At 72.9% G+C, this 22,552-nt stretch carries 17 protein-coding genes; 10 read left to right on the top strand and 7 right to left on the bottom strand.

Annotated elements, in window-relative coordinates:
- Positions 1–18 precede the first annotated feature (18 nt).
- The 4 genes from GR130_RS03630 (at position 19) to GR130_RS03615 (ending at position 5,847) form a co-directional block, all read left to right on the top strand.
- Positions 19–1,761 (top strand): dolichyl-phosphate-mannose--protein mannosyltransferase, encoded by a 1,743-nt coding sequence (locus GR130_RS03630; protein WP_159509723.1) that lies wholly within the window; start codon positions 19–21, stop codon positions 1,759–1,761.
- 155 nt (positions 1,762–1,916) lie between these two features.
- Entirely contained in the window at positions 1,917–3,572 is a 1,656-nt protein-coding gene (locus GR130_RS03625; RefSeq protein ID WP_159503354.1) for a penicillin-binding transpeptidase domain-containing protein, read from the top strand.
- Positions 3,573–3,753: 181 nt separating this feature from the next.
- Positions 3,754–4,602 (top strand): DMT family transporter, encoded by an 849-nt coding sequence (locus GR130_RS03620; protein ID WP_159503353.1) that lies wholly within the window; start codon positions 3,754–3,756, stop codon positions 4,600–4,602.
- Positions 4,603–5,064: 462 nt separating this feature from the next.
- Positions 5,065–5,847, top strand: a complete 783-nt coding sequence (locus GR130_RS03615; protein ID WP_159503352.1) for an SDR family NAD(P)-dependent oxidoreductase — start codon at positions 5,065–5,067, stop codon at positions 5,845–5,847.
- A 399-nt stretch (positions 5,848–6,246) separates the two neighbouring features.
- Here GR130_RS03615 and GR130_RS03610 read toward each other — a convergent pair whose 3' ends face one another.
- Positions 6,247–7,458, bottom strand: coding sequence for a serine hydrolase domain-containing protein (locus GR130_RS03610; protein ID WP_159503351.1), 1,212 nt, complete (start codon positions 7,456–7,458; stop codon positions 6,247–6,249).
- Between the two features lie 149 nt (positions 7,459–7,607).
- On the opposite strand from GR130_RS03610, the gene GR130_RS03605 reads away from it, so the two are divergent.
- Positions 7,608–8,540: a cytochrome P450 gene (locus GR130_RS03605; RefSeq protein ID WP_236572773.1), complete on the top strand. Its 933-nt coding sequence runs from the start codon at positions 7,608–7,610 to the stop codon at positions 8,538–8,540.
- Between the two features lie 166 nt (positions 8,541–8,706).
- On the top strand, positions 8,707–12,132 hold the full coding sequence (locus GR130_RS03600; RefSeq protein WP_159509722.1) for a S41 family peptidase: 3,426 nt from the start codon (positions 8,707–8,709) through the stop codon (positions 12,130–12,132).
- A 155-nt stretch (positions 12,133–12,287) separates the two neighbouring features.
- On the opposite strand, the gene GR130_RS03595 is transcribed toward GR130_RS03600, so the two are convergent.
- From GR130_RS03595 to GR130_RS03580, 4 genes are all read right to left on the bottom strand, one after another.
- Positions 12,288–12,527, bottom strand: a complete 240-nt coding sequence (locus GR130_RS03595; protein ID WP_159503350.1) for a hypothetical protein — start codon at positions 12,525–12,527, stop codon at positions 12,288–12,290.
- 137 nt (positions 12,528–12,664) lie between these two features.
- On the bottom strand, positions 12,665–13,546 hold the full coding sequence (locus GR130_RS03590; protein WP_159503349.1) for an SDR family oxidoreductase: 882 nt from the start codon (positions 13,544–13,546) through the stop codon (positions 12,665–12,667).
- Positions 13,543–14,559, bottom strand: a complete 1,017-nt coding sequence (locus GR130_RS03585; RefSeq protein WP_159503348.1) for an alpha/beta fold hydrolase — start codon at positions 14,557–14,559, stop codon at positions 13,543–13,545. Before GR130_RS03585 ends, GR130_RS03590 begins: the two co-directional genes overlap by 4 nt.
- Entirely contained in the window at positions 14,556–16,082 is a 1,527-nt protein-coding gene (locus GR130_RS03580; protein WP_159503347.1) for a flavin-containing monooxygenase, read from the bottom strand. Before GR130_RS03580 ends, GR130_RS03585 begins: the two co-directional genes overlap by 4 nt.
- Before the next feature lie 185 nt (positions 16,083–16,267).
- On the opposite strand from GR130_RS03580, the gene GR130_RS03575 reads away from it, so the two are divergent.
- Positions 16,268–17,068: a MerR family transcriptional regulator gene (locus GR130_RS03575; protein WP_443043560.1), complete on the top strand. Its 801-nt coding sequence runs from the start codon at positions 16,268–16,270 to the stop codon at positions 17,066–17,068.
- Positions 17,069–17,839: 771 nt separating this feature from the next.
- Here the strand turns inward: GR130_RS03575 and GR130_RS03570 are convergent.
- Both GR130_RS03570 and GR130_RS03565 read right to left on the bottom strand, forming a co-directional pair.
- Positions 17,840–18,637, bottom strand: coding sequence for an exodeoxyribonuclease III (locus tag GR130_RS03570; RefSeq protein ID WP_159503346.1), 798 nt, complete (start codon positions 18,635–18,637; stop codon positions 17,840–17,842).
- Positions 18,638–18,724: 87 nt separating this feature from the next.
- Positions 18,725–19,753, bottom strand: a complete 1,029-nt coding sequence (locus GR130_RS03565) for a hypothetical protein (RefSeq protein WP_236572771.1) — start codon at positions 19,751–19,753, stop codon at positions 18,725–18,727.
- A 142-nt stretch (positions 19,754–19,895) separates the two neighbouring features.
- Here GR130_RS03565 and GR130_RS03560 point away from each other — a divergent pair, with 142 nt between their 5' ends.
- From GR130_RS03560 to GR130_RS03550, 3 genes are all read left to right on the top strand, one after another.
- Positions 19,896–20,366 (top strand): GNAT family N-acetyltransferase, encoded by a 471-nt coding sequence (locus GR130_RS03560; RefSeq protein ID WP_159503345.1) that lies wholly within the window; start codon positions 19,896–19,898, stop codon positions 20,364–20,366.
- A gap of 168 nt (positions 20,367–20,534) precedes the next feature.
- On the top strand, positions 20,535–21,485 hold the full coding sequence (locus GR130_RS03555) for an ABC transporter ATP-binding protein (protein ID WP_159503344.1): 951 nt from the start codon (positions 20,535–20,537) through the stop codon (positions 21,483–21,485).
- Positions 21,482–22,498 carry an ABC transporter permease gene (locus GR130_RS03550; protein WP_236572769.1) on the top strand — a complete coding sequence of 339 codons (1,017 nt, stop codon included), beginning with the start codon at positions 21,482–21,484 and terminating at the stop codon, positions 22,496–22,498. Before GR130_RS03555 ends, GR130_RS03550 begins: the two co-directional genes overlap by 4 nt.
- Positions 22,499–22,552: the final 54 nt, after the last annotated feature.

The following is a 22,552-nucleotide window of genomic DNA, read 5'->3' as shown; positions in this document are numbered from 1 at the left end:
ACAGGCCGCTTGCCTACGATGGGCCGGGTGACGAGTGACACCAGCGCGACGCACACAGCCGCCCTGAGCGCCCCGGAACCGGCCGGCCGGCCCCCCGCCTGGCAGCGGCGGCTGCGCCGCTTCGGGTACGCCGGCCGCCCGCAGGCCGACGCCCGGACGCGGCTGGTGGCCCCGTTCCCGGAGCCGGACCGGCGGCCGTGGGCGTGGCTCGGCGCGGGCCCGGACCTCGCGGCCCGGCTGGCGCGCTGGTCGGGGTGGCTCGGCCCGCTGCTGGTGACGCTGTGCGCGGGCGTGCTGACGTTCTGGAACCTCGGCAGCCCGCGGAAGGTCATATTCGACGAGACGTACTACCCCAAGGACGCCTGGTCGCTGCTCCAGTACGGCTATGAGGGCACCTGGGCCAAGGACGCCAACGACGCCCTACTGGCCAACCCCCCGCACATCCTGCTCTCGCCCGAGCACTCGTACGTCGTCCACCCGCCGATGGGCAAGTGGTTGATCGCGCTGGGCGAGTGGGCGTTCGGGATGAACCCCTTCGGCTGGCGGTTCATGACCGCGCTGCTCGGCACCCTGTCGGTGCTGCTGGTGTGCCGGATCGGGCGGCGGCTGATGCGGTCGACGGCACTGGGGTGCCTGGCGGGCGCGCTGCTGGCGGTGGACGGGCTGCACTTCGTGATGAGCCGCACCGCGCTGCTGGACCTGATCGTGATGTTCTGGGTGCTGGCCGGCTTCGGCTGCCTGCTGGTGGACCGGGACCGCACCCGGGCCCGGCTGGCGGCGGCGCTGCCGGCCGGCGACGGAGCCGGGCAGGTGCGGCCGGACGACGCGGTCGGCGACCGGCTGCGGCTGGGGTGGCGGCCCTGGCGGATCGCCGCCGGGCTGTGCCTGGGCCTGTCGGCCGCGACGAAGTGGAACGGCCTGTACTTCCTCGCCGCGTTCGCGCTGATGTCGGTGCTGTGGGACATGGGGGCGCGGCGCACGGCGGGGGCCCGGCACCCCTTCCGGGCGATCGTGCGGCGCGATGCGCTGCCCGCCTTCGTCTCCACCGTCGTCGTCGCGCTCGCCACCTACCTCGCGTCCTGGACGGGCTGGATCGTCACCAAGGGCGGCTACTACCGCGACTGGGCCACCACCCCCGAGGGCCGGGGCGGCTCCTGGTCCTGGCTGCCGGACTGGCTGCGCAGCCTGTGGCACTACCAGAGCGAGGTCTACGCCTTCCACACCGGGCTGACCACCCCGCACACCTATATGTCCAACCCGTGGAGCTGGCTGGTACTGGGCCGCCCGGTCTCGTACTTCTACGAGGACCCGAAGACCGGCCACGACGGATGCACCGCCGCCGAGGGCTGCGCCCGCGAGGTGCTGGCGCTGGGCACGCCGCTGCTGTGGTGGGCGGCCTGCTTCGCGCTGCTGTACGTGCTGTGGCGGTGGCTGTTCCGGCGGGACTGGCGGGCCGGGGCGATCGCCTGCGGGGTCGCGGCCGGCTATCTGCCGTGGTTCCTCTACCAGGAGCGGACGATCTTCCTCTTCTACGCGGTGGTCTTCGTCCCGTTCCTGTGCCTGGCGCTGGCGATGATGATCGGCGCGATCATCGGGCCGCCGGGCGCAACCGAACGCCGCCGCACGATCGGCGCAGTCGGCGCGGGTGTCCTGGTTCTGCTGATCGTGTGGAATTTCATCTACTTCTATCCGCTCTATACCGGTCTGCCGATCCCCAAGAGCGCCTGGCACAACCGGATGTGGTTCGACAGCTGGGTGTGAAACGGGTGAGTGTGACGGTCGCGTAACGGCCGCGCGACGCCGTGTCACAGGACCGTGCCCTGTTCGAGACTCACCACTTGCCCGTGTCCCTTAGAGTGCGATGGACGTTCTTGTGTGCGTATTCAAGGACTGAAGCTTGGGAGGGGATCGGTGGCATGCGCCGCGAGGTGAAGTACGGGCTGATCGGCGGATCGGTGGCCCTGGTGATGGGAGTCGTCGGCGGCTTCACGCTGTTCGGCGGCTCGGACGGGTCGTCGCCGCAGGCGGTCAGGTCGGCGGATGCCAAGTCCGGCGACGGCGGCACCGACGTGCCGACCGGCCCGCTGACGGCCAAGGAAGTGAACACGACCGCACAGACGTTCCTGACCGCCTGGCAGTCCGGTGACGTGGCCAAGGCCGCCGCGCTGACGGACGACCCGGACAACGCCAAGAGCGCGCTGCAGAACTTCGCCGCGCAGGCGAAGTTCACGAAGGTGACGTTGAAGCCGGGCACGCCGGCCGGCGACAAGGTGCCGTACACGGTCGGCACCCAGATCGACTACAAGTCCGTCAAGACACCGTTCTCCTACGGCTCCGCGATGACCCTCCAGCGCGACAAGAAGACCGGGAAGCCGCAGGTCGCCTGGCAGCCGTCGACGCTCTACCCGGGCCTGGGCAAGGGCGACGAACTGCGCACCGGCGAGGCCGAGGCGCCGCCGATCAAGGCCGTGGACCGCAACGGCACCGAGCTGACCGCCCAGGACCACCCGACGCTGGCCGGCGTGCTGGACAGCCTGCGCACCAAGTACGGCAGCAAGACCGACGGCAAGCCGGGCGTGGAGCTGTACGTCCACCGCGCCCAGGCCGCCGACAGCAACAAGCAGCAGCCCGACAAGACGCTGAAGGTGCTCTCCAAGGGCACCCCGGGCACCCTCAAGACCACCCTGGACGCCAAGCTCCAGACGGCGGCCGAGAACGCGGTCAAGGGCAAGAAGCAGGCGTCCGCGGCGGCCGTCAAGCCCAGCACCGGCGAGATCCTGGCGATCGCCAACTCCCCGGCGGACGGCTTCAACGTCGCCACCCAGGGGTCGTACGCCCCCGGTTCGACGATGAAGATCGTCACCTCCGCGCTGCTGATGGACAAGGGCCTGACGGCACCGGACCAGAAGAACCCGTGCCCCCAGTACGTCACGGTCGGCGGCTGGAAGTTCCAGAACCTCAACAAGTCCCAGATCCCGGACGGCACCTTCGCGGACAGCTTCGCCGCGTCCTGCAACAACGCCTTCATCTCGCACTACAAGGACCTCGCCAACGACGACCTGACCAAGGAGGCCCGGGACGTCTTCGGCATCGGGCTGAACTGGGCGACCGGCATCCCCACCTTCGACGGCACCGTGCCGGTCCAGAGCGACGCGCAGATGGCGGCCTCGCTGATCGGCCAGGGCGGGGTGCGGATGAACCCGCTGAACGTGGCCTCGATCGCCGCCACCGCCCAGTCCGGCTCCTTCCACCAGCCGTTCATCGTGGCCCAGTCGCTGGACAACCGGACGTTCGCCAAGGCGGCCGGCGCGATGAAGCCGGACACCGCGTCCAACCTGAAGGCGCTGATGAAGCTCACCGCGACGTCCGGTACGGGCGCCGAGGCGATGCAGGGGATCAGCGGCGACATCGGCGCCAAGACCGGTTCCGCCGAGGTCGACAACCAGGACAAGCCCAACGCCTGGTTCGCCGCCTACCGCGACGACCTGGCCGCCGCGGCCGTCGTCCCGGCCAGCGGCCACGGAGGCACCAACGCGGGCCCGCTGGTCCGCGCCATCCTCACCGCCAACTGAGCCCGGTGGACGCCCGGTTACGACCGGGTGTCCACCAGCCGGATTTCGTTCGCATGGCCCGTACAGCTTTCGCTAGCGTGCGGGCCATGAGCGATTCCCCACACACCGTCTTCCCTCTCGCCCCCGAATCCCCGACCGCGTACGCGCAGGGCCGCGCGGTGGACGTGCGCGAGCGCACCTCGTGACGCCGCTGGTCGTGGCCGCGGTCCTGCTGGCCGCCGTCACCCACGCCAGCTGGAACGCCATCGCCCACGGCATACGCGACCAGTTGCTGGCCTTCACTCTGGTCGGCGGCGGCGGAGCGCTCTGCGGCGCGCTGCTGGCCGCCTGCACGCCGCTGCCGGCCGACGGGGCCTGGCCGTATCTCGTCGCATCCGCGGTGCTGCACATCGTCTACCAGGCCCTGCTGATGCAGTCGTTCCGGCTGGGTGATTTCGGCCAGATGTACCCGATCGCCCGGGGCACCGCGCCGCTGGTCGTCACGGTCCTGGCCGCGGTCTTCGTGCACGAGGTCCCGGACGGCTGGGCGCTGGCCGGCGTCGCGCTGGCGTCGGTCGGGCTGGTCGGGCTGGCCCTGTGGGGCATCCGCGGCTCGGGCACCCGGCCGCCCTGGCCGGCGATCGCCGCCGCGCTCGCCACCGGGCTGTCCATCGCCTCGTACACCACCGTCGACGGCCTGGGCGTACGCGCCTCCGGGACCCCACTCGGCTACATCGGCTGGCTGATGATCCTCCAGGGGCTGATCATCCCCGGCTGTGCACTCGCCGTCCGGCGCGGCCAACTCCTCACCCAGCTACGGCCGTTCGCGCTGCGCGGACTGTTCGGGTCGGTGCTCTCGGTCTTCGCGTACGGTCTGGTGCTGTGGGCCCAGACCCGCGCGCCGCTGGCGCCCATCGCGGCGCTGCGCGAGTCGTCGATCATCGTCGGCGCCGCGATCGGAACGCTGTTCTTCAAGGAGCGCTTCGGCCTGCCGCGCATCGCGGCGGCGGGACTGATGGTGGCGGGGATCGGGCTGATGCTTGCCGGCTAGTCCGCCGTTTCGCTGCGCTTTGCCGGCTTCCCACGTTGTCGGGTTTCCCGCCGTGCAGGGTGCGGTCTTTCCCGCCGTGCGGGGTGCGGTGTTTCCCGCCTTCGGCGGGAGGGTGGGTGTGTGGGACGGGGCCCCGGGTTGTCTGTGGTGGCGGGTTCGGGGGCTCCGGGGCGGGTTGCCTTTCCGCTGCGCTTTGCCCGCTTCCCACGTCGTCGGGATTCCCGCCGTGCGGGGTGCGGTCTTTCCCGCCTTCGGCGGGAGGTGGGGTGTGTGGGGCGGGGCCCCAGGTCATCGTTGGTGGCGGGTCCGGGGGCTCCGGGGCGGGTTGCCGGACTGCTTCGCTTTACGTCCGGCAACCCGCCCCTCCGCCCCCGCCCCCTCCCGTAGCGGTACGGGACCCCGCCCCGGTGGGGGAGGGCGTCAAAGACCCGGGGCGCCCTCCCGGTTGGGTAGGTATCGGCCATGAGGCGATTCGAGGGATACCGCGTACTGATCACCGGCGCCGGCCGGGGCATCGGCGAGGCCACCGCCCGGCGGCTGGCCGACGAGGGCGCACGCGTGCTGGTCACCGATATCGACGGGCCCCGCGCCGAACGGGCCGCGCAGGGCGTGCGGGCGGCCGGCGGCGAGGCCGAGGCGCTGGCCTGCGACGTCGGCGACCGGACCGCCGTGGAGGCGGCCGTCGCGCACGCCGTGGACCGATTCGGCGGCCTGGACACCCTCGTCAACAACGCGTACCGCTGCCACCACGACACCCCGCTCTTCGAGGACACCCCGGACGAGGAGTGGGCCGCCGACCTGGACATCACCCTCGGCGGCGCGTTCCGCTGCTCCCGGGCCGCGCTGCCCCACCTGGCCGCCGCCGGCGGGCGCGGCGCGATCGTCAACATCGGCTCGGTCAACGGCATCCAGGACTTCGGCAACCACGCCTACAGCGCCGCCAAGGCGGGCCTGGCGAGCCTGACCCGTACGCTCTCCGGCCATGCCGCACCGCGCGGCGTACGGGTCAACCTCATCGCGCCGGGCACCGTCCACACCCCCAACTGGGCCGGGCGGGAAGACGCGTTGCAGCGCGCGGCCGGGGCGTATCCACTGGGCCGGGTCGGCCGCCCCGAGGACATCGCCGCAGCCGTCGCCTATCTCGCCTCCCAGGACGCCGCCTGGATCACCGGCATCACGCTGCCCGTCGACGGCGGCGTACTCGTCTCCAACGACGAGCTGCGCCGCGCCCTGCGCGGCGCATGAACTCCCCCCACCGGGGCGGGGTCCCGTACCGCTACGGGAGGGGGCGGGGGCGGAGGGGCGGGTTGCCGGACGTCAAGCGAAGCAGTCCGGCAACCCGCCCCGGAGCCCCCGGACCCGCCACCAACGATGACCTGGGGCCCCGCCCCACACACCCACCCTCCCGCCGAAGGCGGGAAACACCGCACCCCGCACGGCGGGAAACCCGACAACGTGGGAAGCGGGCAAAGCGCAGCGAAACGGCAACCCGCCCCGGAGCCCCCGGCGCCGCCACCAACGACAACCCGGGCCCCCGCCCCACACACCCCACCTCCCGCCGAAGGCGGGAAACACCGCACCCCGCACGGCGGGAAACCCGACAACGTGGGAAGCGGGCAAAGCGCAGCGGAAAGGCCCAGCGGACTAGCCGGCGACGTGGGAAGCCAGCGCCCTGACAAGCGCCTGCGCCCGTGGGTCCGCGGTCACGTTGCGCTGCATGCCGTTGGTGACGTAGCCGAAGGCGACCCCGTGCTCCGGGTCGGCGAAGGCCAGGGCGCCGCCGCGTCCGGGGTGGCCGAAGGAGCCCGGGCCGAGCAGCGGGGAGGCCGGGCCGTGCAGCATGAAGCCGAGCCCGAAGCGGGTGTTGACCAGCAGGGTGCGATCGAGGCCGGCGGACTCCTCGGTGCGGGCGAGGGTGAGGGTCGCGGGGGCGAAGAGGCGCGGGTGGCCGTCGACGGGGCCGATGAGCGCGGCGTAGGCGCGGGCGAGCGCGGGGGCGGTGGCGATACCGGCGGAGGCGGGGAGTTCGGCGGCTCGGTAGGCGGGGGCGTTCTCGTCGGGGGCCGGGGAGATCGCGCCGAAGGCGCGGCTCGTGAGGGAGGCGGGGTCGGCGTACGCGTCGGCGACCGACTGCTTGGGCCGGACCCGGAGTCCGGCGGCCGCGGGGCGGGCCGGCGGGTCGACGGGGGCGAGACGGCCGACCCGGTCCTGGGCCGCCTCCGGAAGCCCGATCCACAGGTCGAGGCCGAGCGGCCCGGATATCTCCTCCGCGACCCACTCGCCGAGGGTGCGCCCGGTGACCCGCAGGACCAGTTCGCCGATCAGCCAGCTGTAGGTCTGGGCGTGGTAGCCGTGGTCGGTGCCGGGTGTCCAGGCGGGGGCCTGGGCGGCGACCGCGGCCGGGCCGCTGCTGCCGTCGACGGCCTGGGCGGGGGTGAGGGGGGTGTCCAGGACCGGCAACCCGGCCCGGTGCGAGAGGAGGTGGCGGACCAGGACGCGGTCCTTGCCGGCGGCCTTGAACTCGGGCCAGTACGTACCGACGGGCGCGTCCAGGTCGAGCTGTCCGCGCTGGTGGAGCAGGAGCGGGACGGCGGCGGCGATGCCCTTGGTGGCGGACCGGATGATCTGGGCGGTGCCGGGCTCCCACGGGGCGGCGGTGGCGTCGCCGGGTGCGGCGTCGCCGTCCTTGGTGCCGGCCCAGAGGTCCACGACCTTGCGGCCGTCGCGGTAGACGGCGACCGCCGCCCCCCGCTCGCCGTGCCGGCCGAAGTTGGCTGCGAAGGCGTCCCGGACCGGCTCGTAGCCGTCCTCGACCGTGCCCTGGACGTCCACCACTGATTCCCGCTTCCCACTCATCCGTCGCTTCGGTGACCCATCAATGGTGCAACGCCGGAATCCATGCTCATGACCAGGGGGATGACCAGAGCCCGGGGCCGTGGCGTTCGTCACGTCGCGGGGTGTGGCCGGCGGCGGTGCGCGGCGGACGGCCGGCCGCCGCGGCGCCATTGACTCTTGCGGACCCCTCCCGCACCCTCCGCCGCGGCTACACCCCGCGCCGGGTCGCCGCCATCGAGCCCGACGTCCGCTCCTTCGTCCGCGCCCGGCTGGACCGCGTCGCCGACCTGGGCGGCAGCTGCGACATCGTCGCCGAGCTGTTCCGGCCGCTGCCCAGCTTCGTCGTCGGCCGCTATCTCGGCGTCCCCGAGCAGGACCGGGCCCGCTTCGACGGCTGGACCCACGCCATCGTCGAGGCCAACGCGCTGGGCGACCCGCTGACCGCCGCCGAGGCCGCCACCGGCCTGTTCGGCTACTTCGCGGAGCTGGTCGAGCGCCGCCGCGCCGAGCCCGCCGACGACACCGTCTCCGACCTGGTCGGCCTGCTGCCGGCGGACGACGGCACCGCCCTGCTGCGCATCCTGGGCTTCGCGTTCACCATGGTCGCCGGCGGCAACGACACCACCACCGGCCTGCTCGGCGGCGCCGCCGAACTCCTCACCGCCCATCCGGGCCGGCGCCGCACCCTCCTCGACACCCCCGCCCTGCTGCCGTCCGCCGTCGAGGAGCTGCTCCGGCTGACCTCCCCCGTCCAGTGCCTTGCCCGTACGGTCACCGCCGACACCACGCTGCACGGCCGCACCGTCCCCGCCGGCCGCAAGGTCCTCCTCCACTACGGCGCCGCCAACCGCGACCCGCGCGCCTTCGGCCCCACCGCCGACCGCCTGGACATCACCCGTACCGGCCCCCAGCACCTCGCCTTCACGCACGGCCCGCACCACTGCCTGGGTGCCGCCGCCGCCCGCCTGGTGTCCCGTACGGCGCTGGAGGAACTGCTGGCGCGCTTCCCGGACTTCGAGGTGGACGCGGCCGGCGGCACGTTCGCGGGCGGCCATTACGTCCGGCGGTACGCGTCGCTGCCGTTCGCCGCGGGCCGCGGCTGACGGCCGCCGGTCCTTGGACGGGGGCCGCCGCCGCGGGGACCGGTCCGTACGTTCATGCCAAGTTGCCGCCCGCCTCCGGCGCCGAAACCATGGGGGCGTGACCGATGCACCCGCGGCCACCGGGCCGTCCCCGGAGAACGGCACGCCACGCGGCCGGCTGCGCAGAATGCCGGCCGGGCCCGGCCGCCCGCCCGGCTCGTATCTGCGGTTCCCGCATCTCCACGGTGACCTGCTGTGCTTCGCCGCCGAGGACGATCTGTGGCTGGCGCCGATCGCGCCACCGGGCACGGAGCCGGGCCGGGCCTGGCGGCTGACGGTCGACCGGACCCGGCTCGGTCCGCCGCGGTTCTCCCCCGACGGGCGGCAGATCGCCTTCACCACGTGGCGCAGCCTCGACCCGGAGGTCCATCTCGCCCCGGTGGAGGGCGGCCCGGCCCGGCGGCTGACGTACTGGGGCAGCACGGACGCCCGGGTCTGCGGCTGGACCCCGCCCGACCACGAGGGCCAGTCCCAGGTCCTGGCGGTCTCCTCGCACGGTCAGCCGTTCTCGTACTACTCCTGGGCGTACAGCGTGCCCACCGACGGCAGCCCCGGCGGGCAGCTGCCCTGGGGGCCGGTCGCCGACATCGCGGTGGCGGACGTCGGCGGGGAGCGCCGCACGCTGCTGCTCAGCGGCAAACCGCCGCACGAGCCGGCCTCCTGGAAGCGCTACCGGGGCGGCGCGACGGGCCGGATGTGGCTGCACGGCACCCGGCTGATGCCGGATCTGTACGGGCACCTGGACTCGGTGATGTTCGTCGGCGGCCGGATCGCGTTCCTCTCCGACCACGAGGGCGTCGGGAACGTCTACTCCTGCCTGCCGGACAGCACCGATCTGCGCCGGCACACCGACCACGCCGACTTCTACGCCCGGCACGCCGCGACCGACGGCTCCCGCGTCGTCTACCAGTGCGCCGGCGACGTCTGGCTGATCGACGACCTCGGCCCGGACGCGGTGCCGCGCAAGCTCCCGGTCCGCCTGGGCGGCCCGCGGGCCGGCCGCCGTCCGTACCAGGTCCCGGCCGCCTCCCACGTCACCTCGCTCGCCGTGGACGCCACCGGCCGGGCCAGCGCCGTCGGCGTACGCGGCAGCCTGTACTGGCTCACCCACCGCGACGGCCCGGCCCGCACGATCCACGACACCCCCGGCGTACGGGTGCGGCTGCCCGCGATGCTGGGCGCCACCGGCCGGATCGCGTATGTGACGGACGCGGAGGGCGACGACACCATCGAGATCACCAACCTGCCGCGGGCGAGCGGGCCGGGCACACCGCGCCGGCTGGCGGTCGGGCGGCTCGGCCGGGTCCACGAGCTGGTCTCGGCGCCGGACGGCGAGCGGCTGGCGGTGGCGACGCACGACGGCCGGCTGCTGCTGGTGGACGCGGCCGAGCCGGGGGCGGGAGAGGCGGAGGCTCCCGAAGAGGGCACGGCGGAGGACGAGGGCGAGGGCGCGGAGGAGGAGGCGGGCGCGGAGGAGGAGGCGGGCGACGCGGCGCCGGACACCCGTTCCGGTCCGGAGGCCGACGGCGTCACCGAGCTGGCCCGGTCCCGCAACGGGCCGGTGCGCGACCTCGCGTTCTCCCCCGACTCCCGGTGGCTGACCTGGTCGCACCCCGGTATCGGCCGGTCGCTGCGGAAGATCAAGATGGCCCGGCTGTCGGACGGGCACATCGTGGAGGTCACCAACGGCCGCTTCGAGGACGAGCAGCCGGTGTTCACCCGGGACGGCCGCTATCTGGCGTTCCTGTCCTGGCGCGGCTTCGACCCGGTCTACGACGTGCACACCGGCGACCTCTCCTTCCCGCTGGGCTGCCGCCCCCACCTCGTACCGCTGTCGTCGGCGACCCCGTCCCCGTTCGCGCTGTCCCCGGAGGGGCGGCCCGCGGCGGGCGGGCTGGACCCGGACGAGAACCCTCCGCCGGCCGGTGAGGGCCCGGTGCTGGTGGAGGTGGAGGGGCTGGCCAACAGGGTCACGCCGTTCCCGGTCTCCGCGTCCAAGTACTCGTCCCTGGAGCCGGTCAGCGGCGGCGGGCTGGTCTGGTTGCGCTGGCCGATCTCCGGCGCGCTGGGCGAGACCTTCGCCAACCCCGCCGACACCTCGGGCCGCCCCACCCTGGAGCACTTCGACCTGACCAAGGCGCGGCGCACCGAACTCACCAGCTCCCTGGACGGGTTCGCGCTCAGCGGCGACGGGACCCGGCTGGTCGTCAACGACGAGGGCGAGCTGCGCGCGGTGCCCGCGACCGAGCCGCCGGACAGCGATTCCACGGTCTATCTGGACCTGCGGCGCATCCTGCACGACGTCCATCCGGGGGCGGAGTGGCGGCAGGCGTTCGACGAGGCGGGCCGGATCGTCCGGGCGTACTTCTGGGACCCGAACCTGTCCGGTATCGACTGGGAGGACGTCCTGGCGCAGTACCGGCCGCTGCTCGAACGGGTCGCCACCCCGGAGGAGTTCGCCGATCTGCTGCGCGAGGTGCTGGGCGAGCTGGGCACCTCGCACGCCTATGTCACCGGCGCCCGGCGCAACGAGGGCCCGCCGCACTACCAGCGCGCGATGGGCCTGCTGGGCACCAACTTCGTCCGCCGCAACGGGCAGTGGGTGGTCAAGCGGATCCTGCCCGGTGAGTCCTCGGACCCCAAGGCCCGGTCGCCGCTGGCCGGTACGGGCATCCGCGAGGGCAGCGCGCTCACCCATGTCGACGGCCGCCCGGTGGACCCGCTGACCGGCCCGTATCCGCTGCTGGCCGCGGCCGGCGGCACGACCGTGGAGCTGACCTTCGTCCCGCCCGACGGCACCGGCAACGGCCATGCCCGCCGGGTCGCGGTGGTCCCGCTGGTCGACGAACGGCCGCTGCGCTACCAGGACTGGGTGGCCAAACGCCGGGCCGTGGTCCGGGAGTTGAGCGGCGGCAGGTGCGGCTATCTGCACATCCCCGACATGGGCGGCTCCGGCTGGGCGCAGTTCAACCGCGATCTGCGGATGGAGGTCTCGATGCCCGCGCTGATCGTGGACGTGCGGGGCAACGCCGGCGGCAACATCTCCGAGCTGGTCATCGAGAAGCTGACCCGCACCATCATGGGCTGGGACCTGACCCGCGACGCCGAGCCGGTGTCGTACACCGGCAACGCCCCGCGCGGCCCGGTCGTCGCGGTCGCCGACGAGATGACCTCGTCCGACGGCGACATGATCACCGCGGCCTTCAAGCTCCAGGGCATCGGCCCGGTGGTCGGGATGCGCACCTGGGGCGGGGTGGTCGGCATGACCGGGCGGCACCGGCTCGGCGACGGCACCACCATCACCGTCCCGATGAACGCGGCGTGGTTCCACCTCTACGGCTGGGGCGTGGAGAACCACGGCGTCGAGGTGGACATCGAGGCGCTGCGCTCCCCGCTGCACTGGGCCGAGGGCCGCCACCCGCAGCTCGGCGTCGCGGTCCGCACCGCCCTCGAACTGCTGGAGCGCCATCCCGCGGCGACCCCGCCGGACCTCTCGGACGTCCCGGACCGCCGGCGGCCCGCCCTGCCGCCGCGCACCGCCGACGGCAACTGATCCGCAACCGGCCCGCGCGGGGCGGGCGTTGGCACGGAGAGAGGCAACGGGAAGGGCGCACCCGGATGACCGGATGCGCCCTTCCGTGAGGACGAACGACCCTCGTTCAGGACGTACGGCGCCCGTCGGCTGCGGACGCGTACGACGTCAGCGCGTCAGCTCTGGAAGCGGTCCTCGACGTCGTCCCGCATCTGCTGGCCGCGCTCGCGGGCCTGCTGACCGCGCTCCTGGCCCTGCCGGCCGCGCTCTTGGCCCTGCTGCCGGCCGCGCTCCTGACCCTGCTGGCGGTCTCGGTCGCGGTCCTGCTGGCCGCGCTCCTTGGAGGAGCCCGCGCGCCGCTGGGCGTCGTCCTTGAGCTGCTGCGCCTTGTCCTTGAACTGGTCTTCGATGCCCATGCTGTTCACTCCTGTGGGGGTGTCGGGGATCGGGCTCGATAAGCGTGACACGAACGGACATCCGTCGCATTTCGATCACGATCGGGCACGTTCCGTGACCCCCGCCAGGTCGGGCGGGGGTCGCCCCGGCCGCCCGGCTACCCGCGCGTCCGGGCCTTCTCGTCCGCCTCCCCGCCCGCGCCGACCAGCCCGACCCGCAGCCCGTCGAGCCGGTCCCCGAACCGCCGCACCTCGCGCTGGCCCACCGTCCCTATGGCCGCCGGAAGACAGCCGCGCACCGACTGCATCCCGCGCAGCCACCACTGCCCGTAGACATGCGCGGAACGGCGCTCGATCCCGGCCACGATCCGGTCCACCGCCGGGCCCAGCGGATAGGTCTTGTTGGACGGCCAGGGCAGCCGGGCGCGCAGTTCGCGCATCACGTCGTCCCGGTCCGCGCCGCGCACCATGTCGGTGTCGGTCCAGCTCAGATAACCGACCCCGACGCGTACGCCCTTGTGGCCGACCTCGGCGCGCAGGCAGTGCGCGAACGCCTCCACCCCGGACTTGGACGCGCAGTAGGCGCTCAGCATCGGCGCCGGGGTGATCGCGGCCAGGGAGGCGATCTGGAGGAAGTACCCGCGGGACTCCATCAGCACCGGCAGGAACGCCCGCCCGGTCACCGCGCTGCCGACGAGGTTGACCTCGATGACCCGCCGCCAGGACACCGGATCGGAGTCGACGAACGGACCGCCCGTCGCCACCCCGGCGTTGGCCACCACCACGTCGACCTTCCCGAAGCGGGCCTTGACCTCGTCCGCGACCCGGGACAGCGCCTCATGGTCGGTGACATCGGCGTACCAGTGGTGGGCCGGCCCGTGCAACGAGGCGGCGACCGCGCGCAGTTCGTCCGGCTCCAGCCCGACCAGCGCCAGCGTCGCCCCGCGCGCCGACAGCTTGCGCGCCAGCAGCGCCCCGACCCCGCGCGCCGCGCCGGTGACGACGACGACCTGCCCGTCCAGCTTCCCGCTCCCGTTCACGCCGCGCTCTCCCTCTTCCGCTGCCCGTCCTGCTGCTCGTGCTTCTGCTGCTGCTCGCCCTGCGGGGCGGGGTCGTCGTCGGCCGCAGCGCGCCCCTCGGGAACGGCGGCCAGGTGGTCGCGGACCAGCTCCCGCAGCAGGCCGGCGACCGCGTCCGGGTCCTCGACGGGCGTCATGTGCCCCAGCCCCGGCAGCTCGGTCAGCCCCACGCACTCGGGGAGCACGGAGGCCAGCCGCCGGGCGTGCACCACCGGGGTGAGCCGGTCCGCGGTGCCCACGATGACGGCGGTCGGCACCGCCAACCGGCTGACGCCGCGGGTGAGTTCGAGCTCGTGGAGCACCTTGCCCCAGCGGGCCCGTACACCGGGCGGGCAGTCGTGCACGATGCGGGCGCACGCCTCGATCTGCTCGGCGCTCGACCCCGCGCCCATCGTGGCGTACCGCAGGGCCCGCCTGGTCGCCGGCGACACCGGCCCGAGCGGGGCGCGCGAGCCCAGCATCAGCCGGTGCGCCCGACGGCGGCCGGCCGGTGTGGGCAGCGGGAACACCCGGGCCTCCGCGGCCAGATCGGCGCCGCCGGTGCTGCACAGCAGGGCGGCGGCGGCCCGCGCGCGCAACTCCGGGCGTTCGGCGGCGGCCATGATCGTCATGCCGCCCATGGAGTGCCCGCCGACGACGGCCCGTTCGCCGTCGTCCAGCGTCTGCTCCAGCACCGCGACCAGATCGTCGGCGAGCGGGCCGGTGCCGTACCCGGCGGGCGGGACGGCCGGGCTCCGCCCGTGCCCCCGCTGGTCGTACACCACCACCTTGTGCTCGGCGGCGAGCTCGCGCACCACGGCCGCCCAGAAGGCGGTCGAGCAGGTCCAGCCGTGCGCCAGCACCACCGCCGGGGCGTCCTCGGGCCCGTGGATCTCGGCGTACAGGCGGGCCCCGTCGGCGGAGGTGACGGTCCGCGTCGTGCGCGGCACCGGCGGGGCGTAGCGCCCCTGCGTGAGGTGGGCCGGCCGCTTCACGCCGCCACCCCCTCGGCGATCCGGCGGCCGGTGTCCGCGGCCGTGCCCGGTGGCCGCAGCACCTCGTACTCGGCCAGGTCCACCCGCCGGGTCGCCCGCCGGAACTCCGCGGTGGTCCCCGGCCACGCCGTGGTGTTCCGCCCGTTCGCGTCCAGGTACCAGCTGTCGCAGCCGCCGGTGTTCCACACGGTGCGCCGCATCCGCTCCTGGATGGTGCGGGTCCACTCCTGTACGGCGGACGGCCGGGCGTCCAGCGCGATACCGTCGCCGAGCACGTCCAGCTGCCGCATGAAGTCGGCGAGGTAGTTCAGCTGGGACTCGATCATCAGGATCATCGAACTGTTCCCCAGCCCGGTGTTGGGGCCGATGACGGTCAGGAAGTTGGGGAACCCGGCGGCGCTGCTGCCGCGCAGGGCCGCCATCCCCTCCTTCCACTCCTCGGCGAGCGTGGTGCCGGCGGCGCCCGTGACGCGGTGCGCGATCGGCATGTCCGTGACGTGGAACCCGGTCCCGAAGACGATCGCGTCGACCTCCGCCTCGGTGCCGTCCGCGGCGACCAGGGTGTTCCCCCGGATCTCCCGCAGCCCGGAGGAGACGAGGTCCACGTTCGGCTGCGCCAGCGCGGGATACCAGCTGTTGGACAGCAGGATCCGCTTGCAGCCGATGCGGTAGTCGGGCGTGAGTCGGGCGCGCATCGCCGGATCCTTGACGGCCCTGCGCATATGGGACCGGGCGACGGCCTCGATCAGCCCCAGCTCGTCGGGCCGCTTGGTGAACGCGCTGACCTGCAACTCCCGTATCCCCCACAGCAGTTGCCGGCGCAGCTCACGGGTGGCCGGCACCCTGGTGTGCAGCCACCGCTCCACCGCGGTGATCCGCCGGTCCGCCCGCGGCATCACCCACGGCGGCGTCCGCTGGAACACCGTCAGCCTCCCGACCCGGGGCTGGATCTCCGGCACGATCTGGATGGCCGACGCCCCGGTCCCCACCATCGCGACCCGCTTGCCGCGCAGGTCGTAGTCGTGGTCCCAGCGCGCGGAGTGGAACACCCGGCCGGGGAAGTCCGCCATCCCGGGCACGTCCGGGATCCGCGGATCGGACAGCGGCCCGGTGGCCGACACCACCACATCGGCGGTGTACGCCCCCTGCGCCGTGTCGATCTCCCAGCGCAGCCGCCCGGTGTCCCAACGGAGCCCGCGCACCTCCGCGTTGAAGCGGAGGTGCGGACGCAGCCCGAAGGTGTCCGTCACCCGCTCCAGGTAGGCGCGGATGTGCCGCTGCCCGCTGAAGTTGCGCGGCCACGCCGGATGGGGCGCGAACGAGAACGAGTACAGATGCGAGGGCACGTCGCACGCGCACCCCGGATAGCTGTTGTCCCGCCAGGTGCCGCCCACCGCGTCCGCCCGCTCCAGGACCACGAAGTCGGTGATCCCCTCGCGCCGCAGCCGCACCGCGGCTCCCAGGCCGCCGAACCCCGATCCGATCACCGCCACCCGCACATGCCGCTGCCCGCCGTCGGCCATGCCGCCACCTCCCGAGTACGCCGCTCACCACCACCACCGCCGCCAACCGCGCCAGCAATCACTGGCACGATGGGCACAAGGGGAGCGTAGGGCAGCTCCGTACCGATCGGTAGGGGTGGGGCGACAGAAGTTACCGCCGGTCACCAACCGCCCGGCCGCCCGCGCCCTCGGCATAGGCTGGCCCCGTGGCAGACCAGGCGGCGAACGAACCCGAGCACCCCCACCCGGACGCGGCGCACCCGGCGCCCCGGCCGACCCCCGAGGGGCGCGAGTTCCGCATGGCCGAGCTGGCCGCGGAGGCCGGCATCACCGTCCGCACGCTGCGCTTCTACCGCGAGCGCAAGCTCCTCCCGCCACCCCGCCGCGACGGCCGGATCGCCTGGTACGACGAGCACCACCTCGCCCGCCTGCGCACCATCGCCGCCCTCCTGGAGCGCGGCCACACCCTGGGCGGCATCGCCGAGCTGCTCACCGCCTTCGAGACCGGCCGCGACGTCGGCGAACTCCTCGGCCTGCCCAGCCCGTTGCTGCCCGCCTGGTCCGAAGAGACCCCGGTCCGCCTCACGCCGGAGGAGCTGGCCGACCACTTCAGCCACGACATCACCCCGGAGAACCTGACCGCGTCCCTGTCCATCGGCTACCTGGCCGTGGACGGCGACGAGTTCGTCCACGTCAGCCGGCGCCTGCTGGACGCCTCCACCGACCTGGTCGCGCAGGGCATACCGCTCGCCGCCGTCCTGGAGGCCGGCCGCCAGGTGCGCGCGCACGCCGACGCCCTCGCCGACCTCTTCGCCACCCTCATCCGCACCCACGTCCTGGCCGCCCCCCAGGACGTGGACCAGGTCGCGGCGACCATCGAGAGTCTGCGCCCCCTCACCAAGGGCGTCCTGGAGGCCGAACTCTCGATGGCCATGGACCGGCGCATCCGCACCGAGGTGCAGAACTGGCTGGCCGCGCGGGCCCGCGGGAACGACCGGGAAACCTGACGGCCCCGGCCGCCCCGCACCGCCCCCGCCCTCCGCTACGGCTCGCAGACCGGTCCTACGGTGGCGCCGCCCCCCGACGGCGGCAGGGCACTCGCCCTCGGCCCCGTGTCATCGTCCGTGGTGCGAGTGCCGGGCGAACTGCTCGGCACATGCGCGGCCTGGCGCATCGGACCTGGAGCAGTCGGCGCGCCCGCCAGAACCCCCGGACCTGGCAGGTGGCTGAGGGGCTTCATCATGCGCCGGACGGTGACAGTCGGCCGAATGGTGCCCAGCCGGCCGGTTGCCGTCACCCTCCTGGCACCACTCGACGTGCCCGGTGCCCTTGACGTACCGGGCCGGGACCCAGGCATCCCGGTCACGGAGCCGGAACCAGAACCTGTTGCCTTCGACCTCCTGGGCCTGGACCTTGCAGCGCAGGCCGACCACAGCGCCGTGCCCAAGACTGCCGGCGATGGCGGAGTCGGTGCTGGGAGACTGACGTTCATTGATACCGATGCGGCTGACAACAGTGCCGTAGGGCTCTGAAGTCGCCGAGGACGTCCTGGAGACCGGGGCCTTGGGGCCGCCATCCGCAGATGCGGAGGAAGCCGTTCCCGCGCCGGCGGCCAGGATGGCGGCGGCCAGAAATGGGGCAGCAACGTACTTTTCGATGGTCACACCGAGGTAACGGTCAGGCTTGACGGAGGTCACGCAAGGCAGTAACCGTCATGCGCCGCCGATCCGCCGCGCGCACCACGTCTCCGCAGTCCCCACGACGAGAGGAACCTGCCGCTACAGCTCGTAGACCACCGTCACCGGCGCATGGTCGCTCCACCGCTGGTCGTACGCCTCCGCTCGCTCCACGCACGCCTTCACGGCGCGCCCCGCCAGCCCCGGGGTGGCCATGTGGTAGTCGATCCGCCACCCTGCGTCGTTGTCGAAGGCGCGCCCGCGGTACGACCACCAGGAGTACGGGCCCTCCTGGTCCGGGTGCAGCGCGCGGACCACGTCCACGTAGCCGCCCTCGCCGAGGACGGTGGAGAGCCAGGCCCGCTCCTCCGGCAGGAATCCGGACTTCTTCCCGTTGGCCTTCCAGTTCTTCAGGTCGGCCTCCCGGTGCGCGATGTTCCAGTCGCCGCAGACCACCACCTCGCGCCCGTCCGCCAGCGCCCGCTCGCGCAGTCCGACGAGGTACGGCAGGAACTCCGCCATGAACCGTTCCTTCTCGTCCTGCCGCTCGGTGCCCACCTCGCCCGACGGCAGGTAGAGGCTGGCCACCGTCACGCCCGGCAGATCGATCTCGGCATAGCGCCCGCTGCCGTCGAACTCCGCCGACCCGAACCCGACCCGCACCCGCTCCGGCTCCCGCCGCGTGTAGAGCGAGACGCCGGCCCGCCCCTTGGCGGCGGCCGGGGCGTGCACCGCGTGCCAGCCCGCCGGCTCCCGCACCTCCTCCGGCAGCTGCGCGGTCTCGGCCCGCACCTCCTGAAGGCAGAGCACATCGGCCCCGGTCCCGGCCAGCCACGGCACGAAGCCCTTCTTGGCCGCGGCGCGCAGCCCGTTCACGTTCACCGAGGTAACAGTCAGCACAACACTCTCCAGGGTCTTACGGAGTACGTACGCTACCCGGCACGTACATCGCCCCGGCGGGCCGACCACCGCCGGGGCGATGAGCGGCTATCGCGCCGCCGGCTTGTGGAGCCAGGGCGAGCTGGTGGCCCAGAAGATGCCGTCGACTCCGAGGGTGTTCGTAGCGAAATCGACGAACTCCTGCCGGGTGTACGGCTTCTTCGTTTTGGGGTTCTTGTACTGGAAATCGGGTTCCTGCACGGCCATGGCCACGAGCGGGAGCTGTCCCCGGTACTGCTTGAAGAAGGGATACGAGTTCTGCATCTGTGCCGGGCGGTCCGGCAGGATGTCAGGTCCGCCCAGGCCGATTCCGTGCGACTTGGCGAATTCGAAGGTGCGCTTCATGTAGTTGCGGCTGTTGTTCCATTCACCCGGCCAGAAGTTGACGTACTGGATGAACTGCGTCTTGGTGAAGACCTTCTTGCCGTAGGCCATGTTGTCGAGTTCCGCCTTGAAGTAGGCATCGTCGCTGTAGCCCGTGTGATCCTTCTTGGTGTCCACTCCGGTAGCGGTTTCCGGAAGGTTCACCCCGGCGAGGCGACCGTCGAAACGCTGCGCCAGCGCCTTCAGCAGATGCTGGAAACGACCGCGCACCTGCGGATTCCACTGCGCCGCGACCGTTCCGGGCTGACCGGGGCCAAGGCCGCTCTCGTTCGTCGTCGGAGCCGCGCCGCCAGCGTATTCCGGGTCGTGCAACAGATAGTTCGGGAGCCTGGTCGGCGGTGCGAAAAACCGGTCCTGGACCTGGATGAAGAGCTTCTTGTGGCGGGCCTGCACATATTTCAGTGCCTGGTCGATCGACGAGAAATCGTACTGGTTCTTCTTCGGTTCGAGCGCCTTCCACGGCACCACCAGCTGCACGCCGGCGATGTCCGGGCGATCGATCAGTGGCTTCACATTGGCGTCGAAATCGCCCATGGAAGCGTACAGGTAGTTTGTCGGTGTCTTTTTTCCGAGCGCGGGGGCGGCAGCGGTGTGAGGCGCGGGAGCGGGAGTCGCGATGGCCGCTCCGACCACGCCCGTCACGGTCATCGTCACGAGTATTCCGACACCGACTGCAACACGTTTGATCGCCATGGGCCTATCTCTACGGCGCAGTTCTAAGAAGGATGTGAGAAGCCCGACCCGCCCCGGTCGGCGGCACGACACCCACCCGGCGGCGGCGTCGCCCCACCTGCCCGGACACCCGCACGGTTCCGGGCCCCGTACGATTCCTGGAATGGAGATACGCCCCGTCCGCTACGACCACCCCGACGCGGTCCGGCTCGACGAGGAGGTCCAGCAGGAGTATGTCCGGCGCTACGGCGACGGCGACCTCACCCCGCTCGACCCCCGTATGTTCGCCCCGCCGCACGGTATCTACCTGATCGCGTACGAGTCCGGTCGGCCGCTGGCCACCGGCGGCTGGCGCGTCCAGGAGGACACCGGCGAGGGGTACGCCCCCGGCGACGCCGAGATCAAGCGGATGTTCGTGATCCCCGAGGCCCGCGGTCGCGGTCTGGCCCGGCGGATCCTCGCCACCCTCGAAGCCGACGCCCGCGCCGCCGGCCGTACCCGGATGGTCCTGGAGACCGGCACCGAGCAGCCCGAGGCGATCACCCTGTACACCTCCAGCGGCTACGCCATGGTGCGGAAGTTCGGCTACTACCGCACCTACGAGTCGAGCCGCTGCATGGCGAAGCCCCTCTAGGGCCCGCCCGCACCCCACGGCACACCCCACGGGTGGCGGCCACGGCCGCCACCCGCCGTCGGCGCACCCTCTCCGGCCCGCCCGCCCCGGCCGCACCCGTCTTTGACACGGCCACGCCCACCTCCCCATACTCATTCCACTAATCAATTAGTTAAAGGGGGGATCCAGGTGGCCGACCCGAGCGCACGCACCGGACCATGGGCGATCGAGGCCGAGGGCCTGTCGAAGAAGTACCGCCGCGGCTGGGCGCTGCGGGACTGCACCTTCCGGCTACCCGCCGGACGCGTCTGCGCCCTCGTGGGCCCCAACGGCGCCGGCAAGAGCACCTTCCTCGGCATCGCGACCCGCCTGGTACGACCGACCGCGGGCACCGTGAAGCTGTTCGGCGTCCCGGTCACCGACCCCGCCGTCCTGGAGCGCGTCGCCTTCCTCGCCCAGGACAAGCCCCTCTACCCGCGCTTCACCGTCGCCGAGACCCTGCGCCTGGGCCGCGAGCTGAACCCCCGCTGGGACCAGGCCGTCGCCGAGCGCATCGTCCGCTCCGGCAAGGTGCCGCTCGGCGCCCGGATCGGCACCCTCTCCGGCGGCCAGCGCACCCGCGTCGCCTTCGCGCTCGCCTTCGGCAAGCGCCCCGCGCTGCTGCTCCTCGACGAGCCGATGTCCGACCTGGACCCGCTCGCCCGGCACGAGCTGTCCGGGCTGCTGATGGCCGAGGCCGCCGAGCACGGCACGACCGTCCTGCTGTCGTCCCACATGCTCGCCGAGATGGAGGAGATGTGCGACTACCTCCTCGTCCTCGCCGAGGGCCGGCTGCGGATGGCCGGCGCGACCGACGAGCTGGTGCCCGGCCACACCCTGGTGACCGGCCGGGCCGTCGACGGCACCGTCCCGGAGGAGCTGGGGGCCCGCCACACGATCGTCGAATCCCGTGTCAGCGGGCGGCAGTTCAGCGCCCTGATACGCACCGGCGGCCCGCTCTCCGACACCCGGGACGCCGACTGGGAGGCTCTGTCACCGAGCCTGGAGGAAGTCCTCCTGGCCTATCTGCGCTCCCCCGACGCCCCCACCCTGATCACGGACGAGGCACGCACCACCGACCAGCAGGAGACAGCGGCGTGAGCGACACGACCAGCGCGACCACCGACACCGCCCCTCGCGGGGCCGCCCCCCGCGGGACCGGACCCCGCACCGCCGGCCGCGGCCTGCTGCACGGCACCGCCTGGGTCGTCTACCGCCGCCACCGCACCGCACTGCTCGCCTGCGTCCTGATCACCGCCGCCGCCTGCGCCGTCTACGCCTACCAGCGCATCGGCGTACTGGACTTCGTGCACGCCAAGGGCGCCACCCCGGACCCCAAGAACGAGCTGTCGATGGAGTTCCAGGGCACGTTCCACGCGATGTTCTCCCGCGACATCGCGCTCCTCCAGTACGTCCCGCTCCTGATCGGCGCCTTCCTCGGCGCCCCGCTGATCGCCGCCGAGCAGGAGCGCGGCACCCTGCGGCTGGTCACCACCCAGTCCGTCAGCCGCGGCCGGTGGCTCGCCACCACGCTCGCCCTCCCCCTGGCCGTCACGACGGTGTGCGTCACCGCCCTCTCGGTCACCTTCCAGTGGCTCTGGACGCCGGTCCACCAACTGGAGGACTTCGGCGACTGGTTGAGCAGCGGCCCCTTCGACGTCACCGGCCCGGTCCCGGTGGCCCGGACCCTGTTCCTGACGTCCTGCGGTATCGCCCTGGGCATGCTGCTCAAGCGGGTGGTGCCGGCGATGGCGGCCACCTTCGTCCTCTGGTTCGTGACCGACGAGCTGTGGACCCGGCTCCGCCCCCGCCTCGGCACCCCGCACAGCGTCACCTACCCCTACGACGGCGACGGCCCCCATCTGCCGCCCGCCAGCGTGCGGTTCGACGACTGGGTGGCCACCGCGGACGGCAGGCTCTACGGCTTCGGCACCTGCGTGCACGCCGACGAGGCCGCCTGCCGGGCCAAGCTGGGCATCGTCAACCGCGTGACCGAGTACTTCGACTTCGGGCAGATGGCCGGCATGCAGTGGCGCGGCGCGGGCGTCCTGCTGGCGCTGACGGCCGTGGTCCTGGCGTTCGTCGTGTGGCAGGCCCGCAGGCGGCCCCTCTGAACGGCCGCCCGCCACGCCCGCCGGAGCGCTTTGACACCCGGCGCGGACGGCCCG

The organism is Streptomyces sp. GS7 (assembly GCF_009834125.1).
Lineage (GTDB): Bacteria > Actinomycetota > Actinomycetes > Streptomycetales > Streptomycetaceae > Streptomyces.
Note: the sequence above shows the minus strand (reverse complement) of the source record. Positions and strands in the feature narration are given on the sequence as shown.

Excerpts from the sequence above, each read along its gene's own strand:
- GR130_RS03610 (WP_159503351.1), bottom strand. The coding sequence starts at position 7,458 with ATGAGTGGGAAGCGGGAATCAGTGGTGGACGTCCAGGGCACGGTCGAG.
- GR130_RS03600 (WP_159509722.1), top strand. The coding sequence starts at position 8,707 with ATGCCGGCCGGGCCCGGCCGCCCGCCCGGCTCGTATCTGCGGTTCCCG.
- GR130_RS03595 (WP_159503350.1), bottom strand. The coding sequence starts at position 12,527 with ATGGGCATCGAAGACCAGTTCAAGGACAAGGCGCAGCAGCTCAAGGAC.
- GR130_RS03580 (WP_159503347.1), bottom strand. The coding sequence starts at position 16,082 with ATGGCCGACGGCGGGCAGCGGCATGTGCGGGTGGCGGTGATCGGATCG.
- GR130_RS03625 (WP_159503354.1), top strand. The coding sequence starts at position 1,917 with ATGCGCCGCGAGGTGAAGTACGGGCTGATCGGCGGATCGGTGGCCCTG.
- GR130_RS03560 (WP_159503345.1), top strand. The coding sequence starts at position 19,896 with ATGGAGATACGCCCCGTCCGCTACGACCACCCCGACGCGGTCCGGCTC.
- GR130_RS03565 (WP_236572771.1), bottom strand. The coding sequence starts at position 19,753 with ATGGCGATCAAACGTGTTGCAGTCGGTGTCGGAATACTCGTGACGATG.
- GR130_RS03630 (WP_159509723.1), top strand. The coding sequence starts at position 19 with ATGGGCCGGGTGACGAGTGACACCAGCGCGACGCACACAGCCGCCCTG.
- GR130_RS03615 (WP_159503352.1), top strand. The coding sequence starts at position 5,065 with ATGAGGCGATTCGAGGGATACCGCGTACTGATCACCGGCGCCGGCCGG.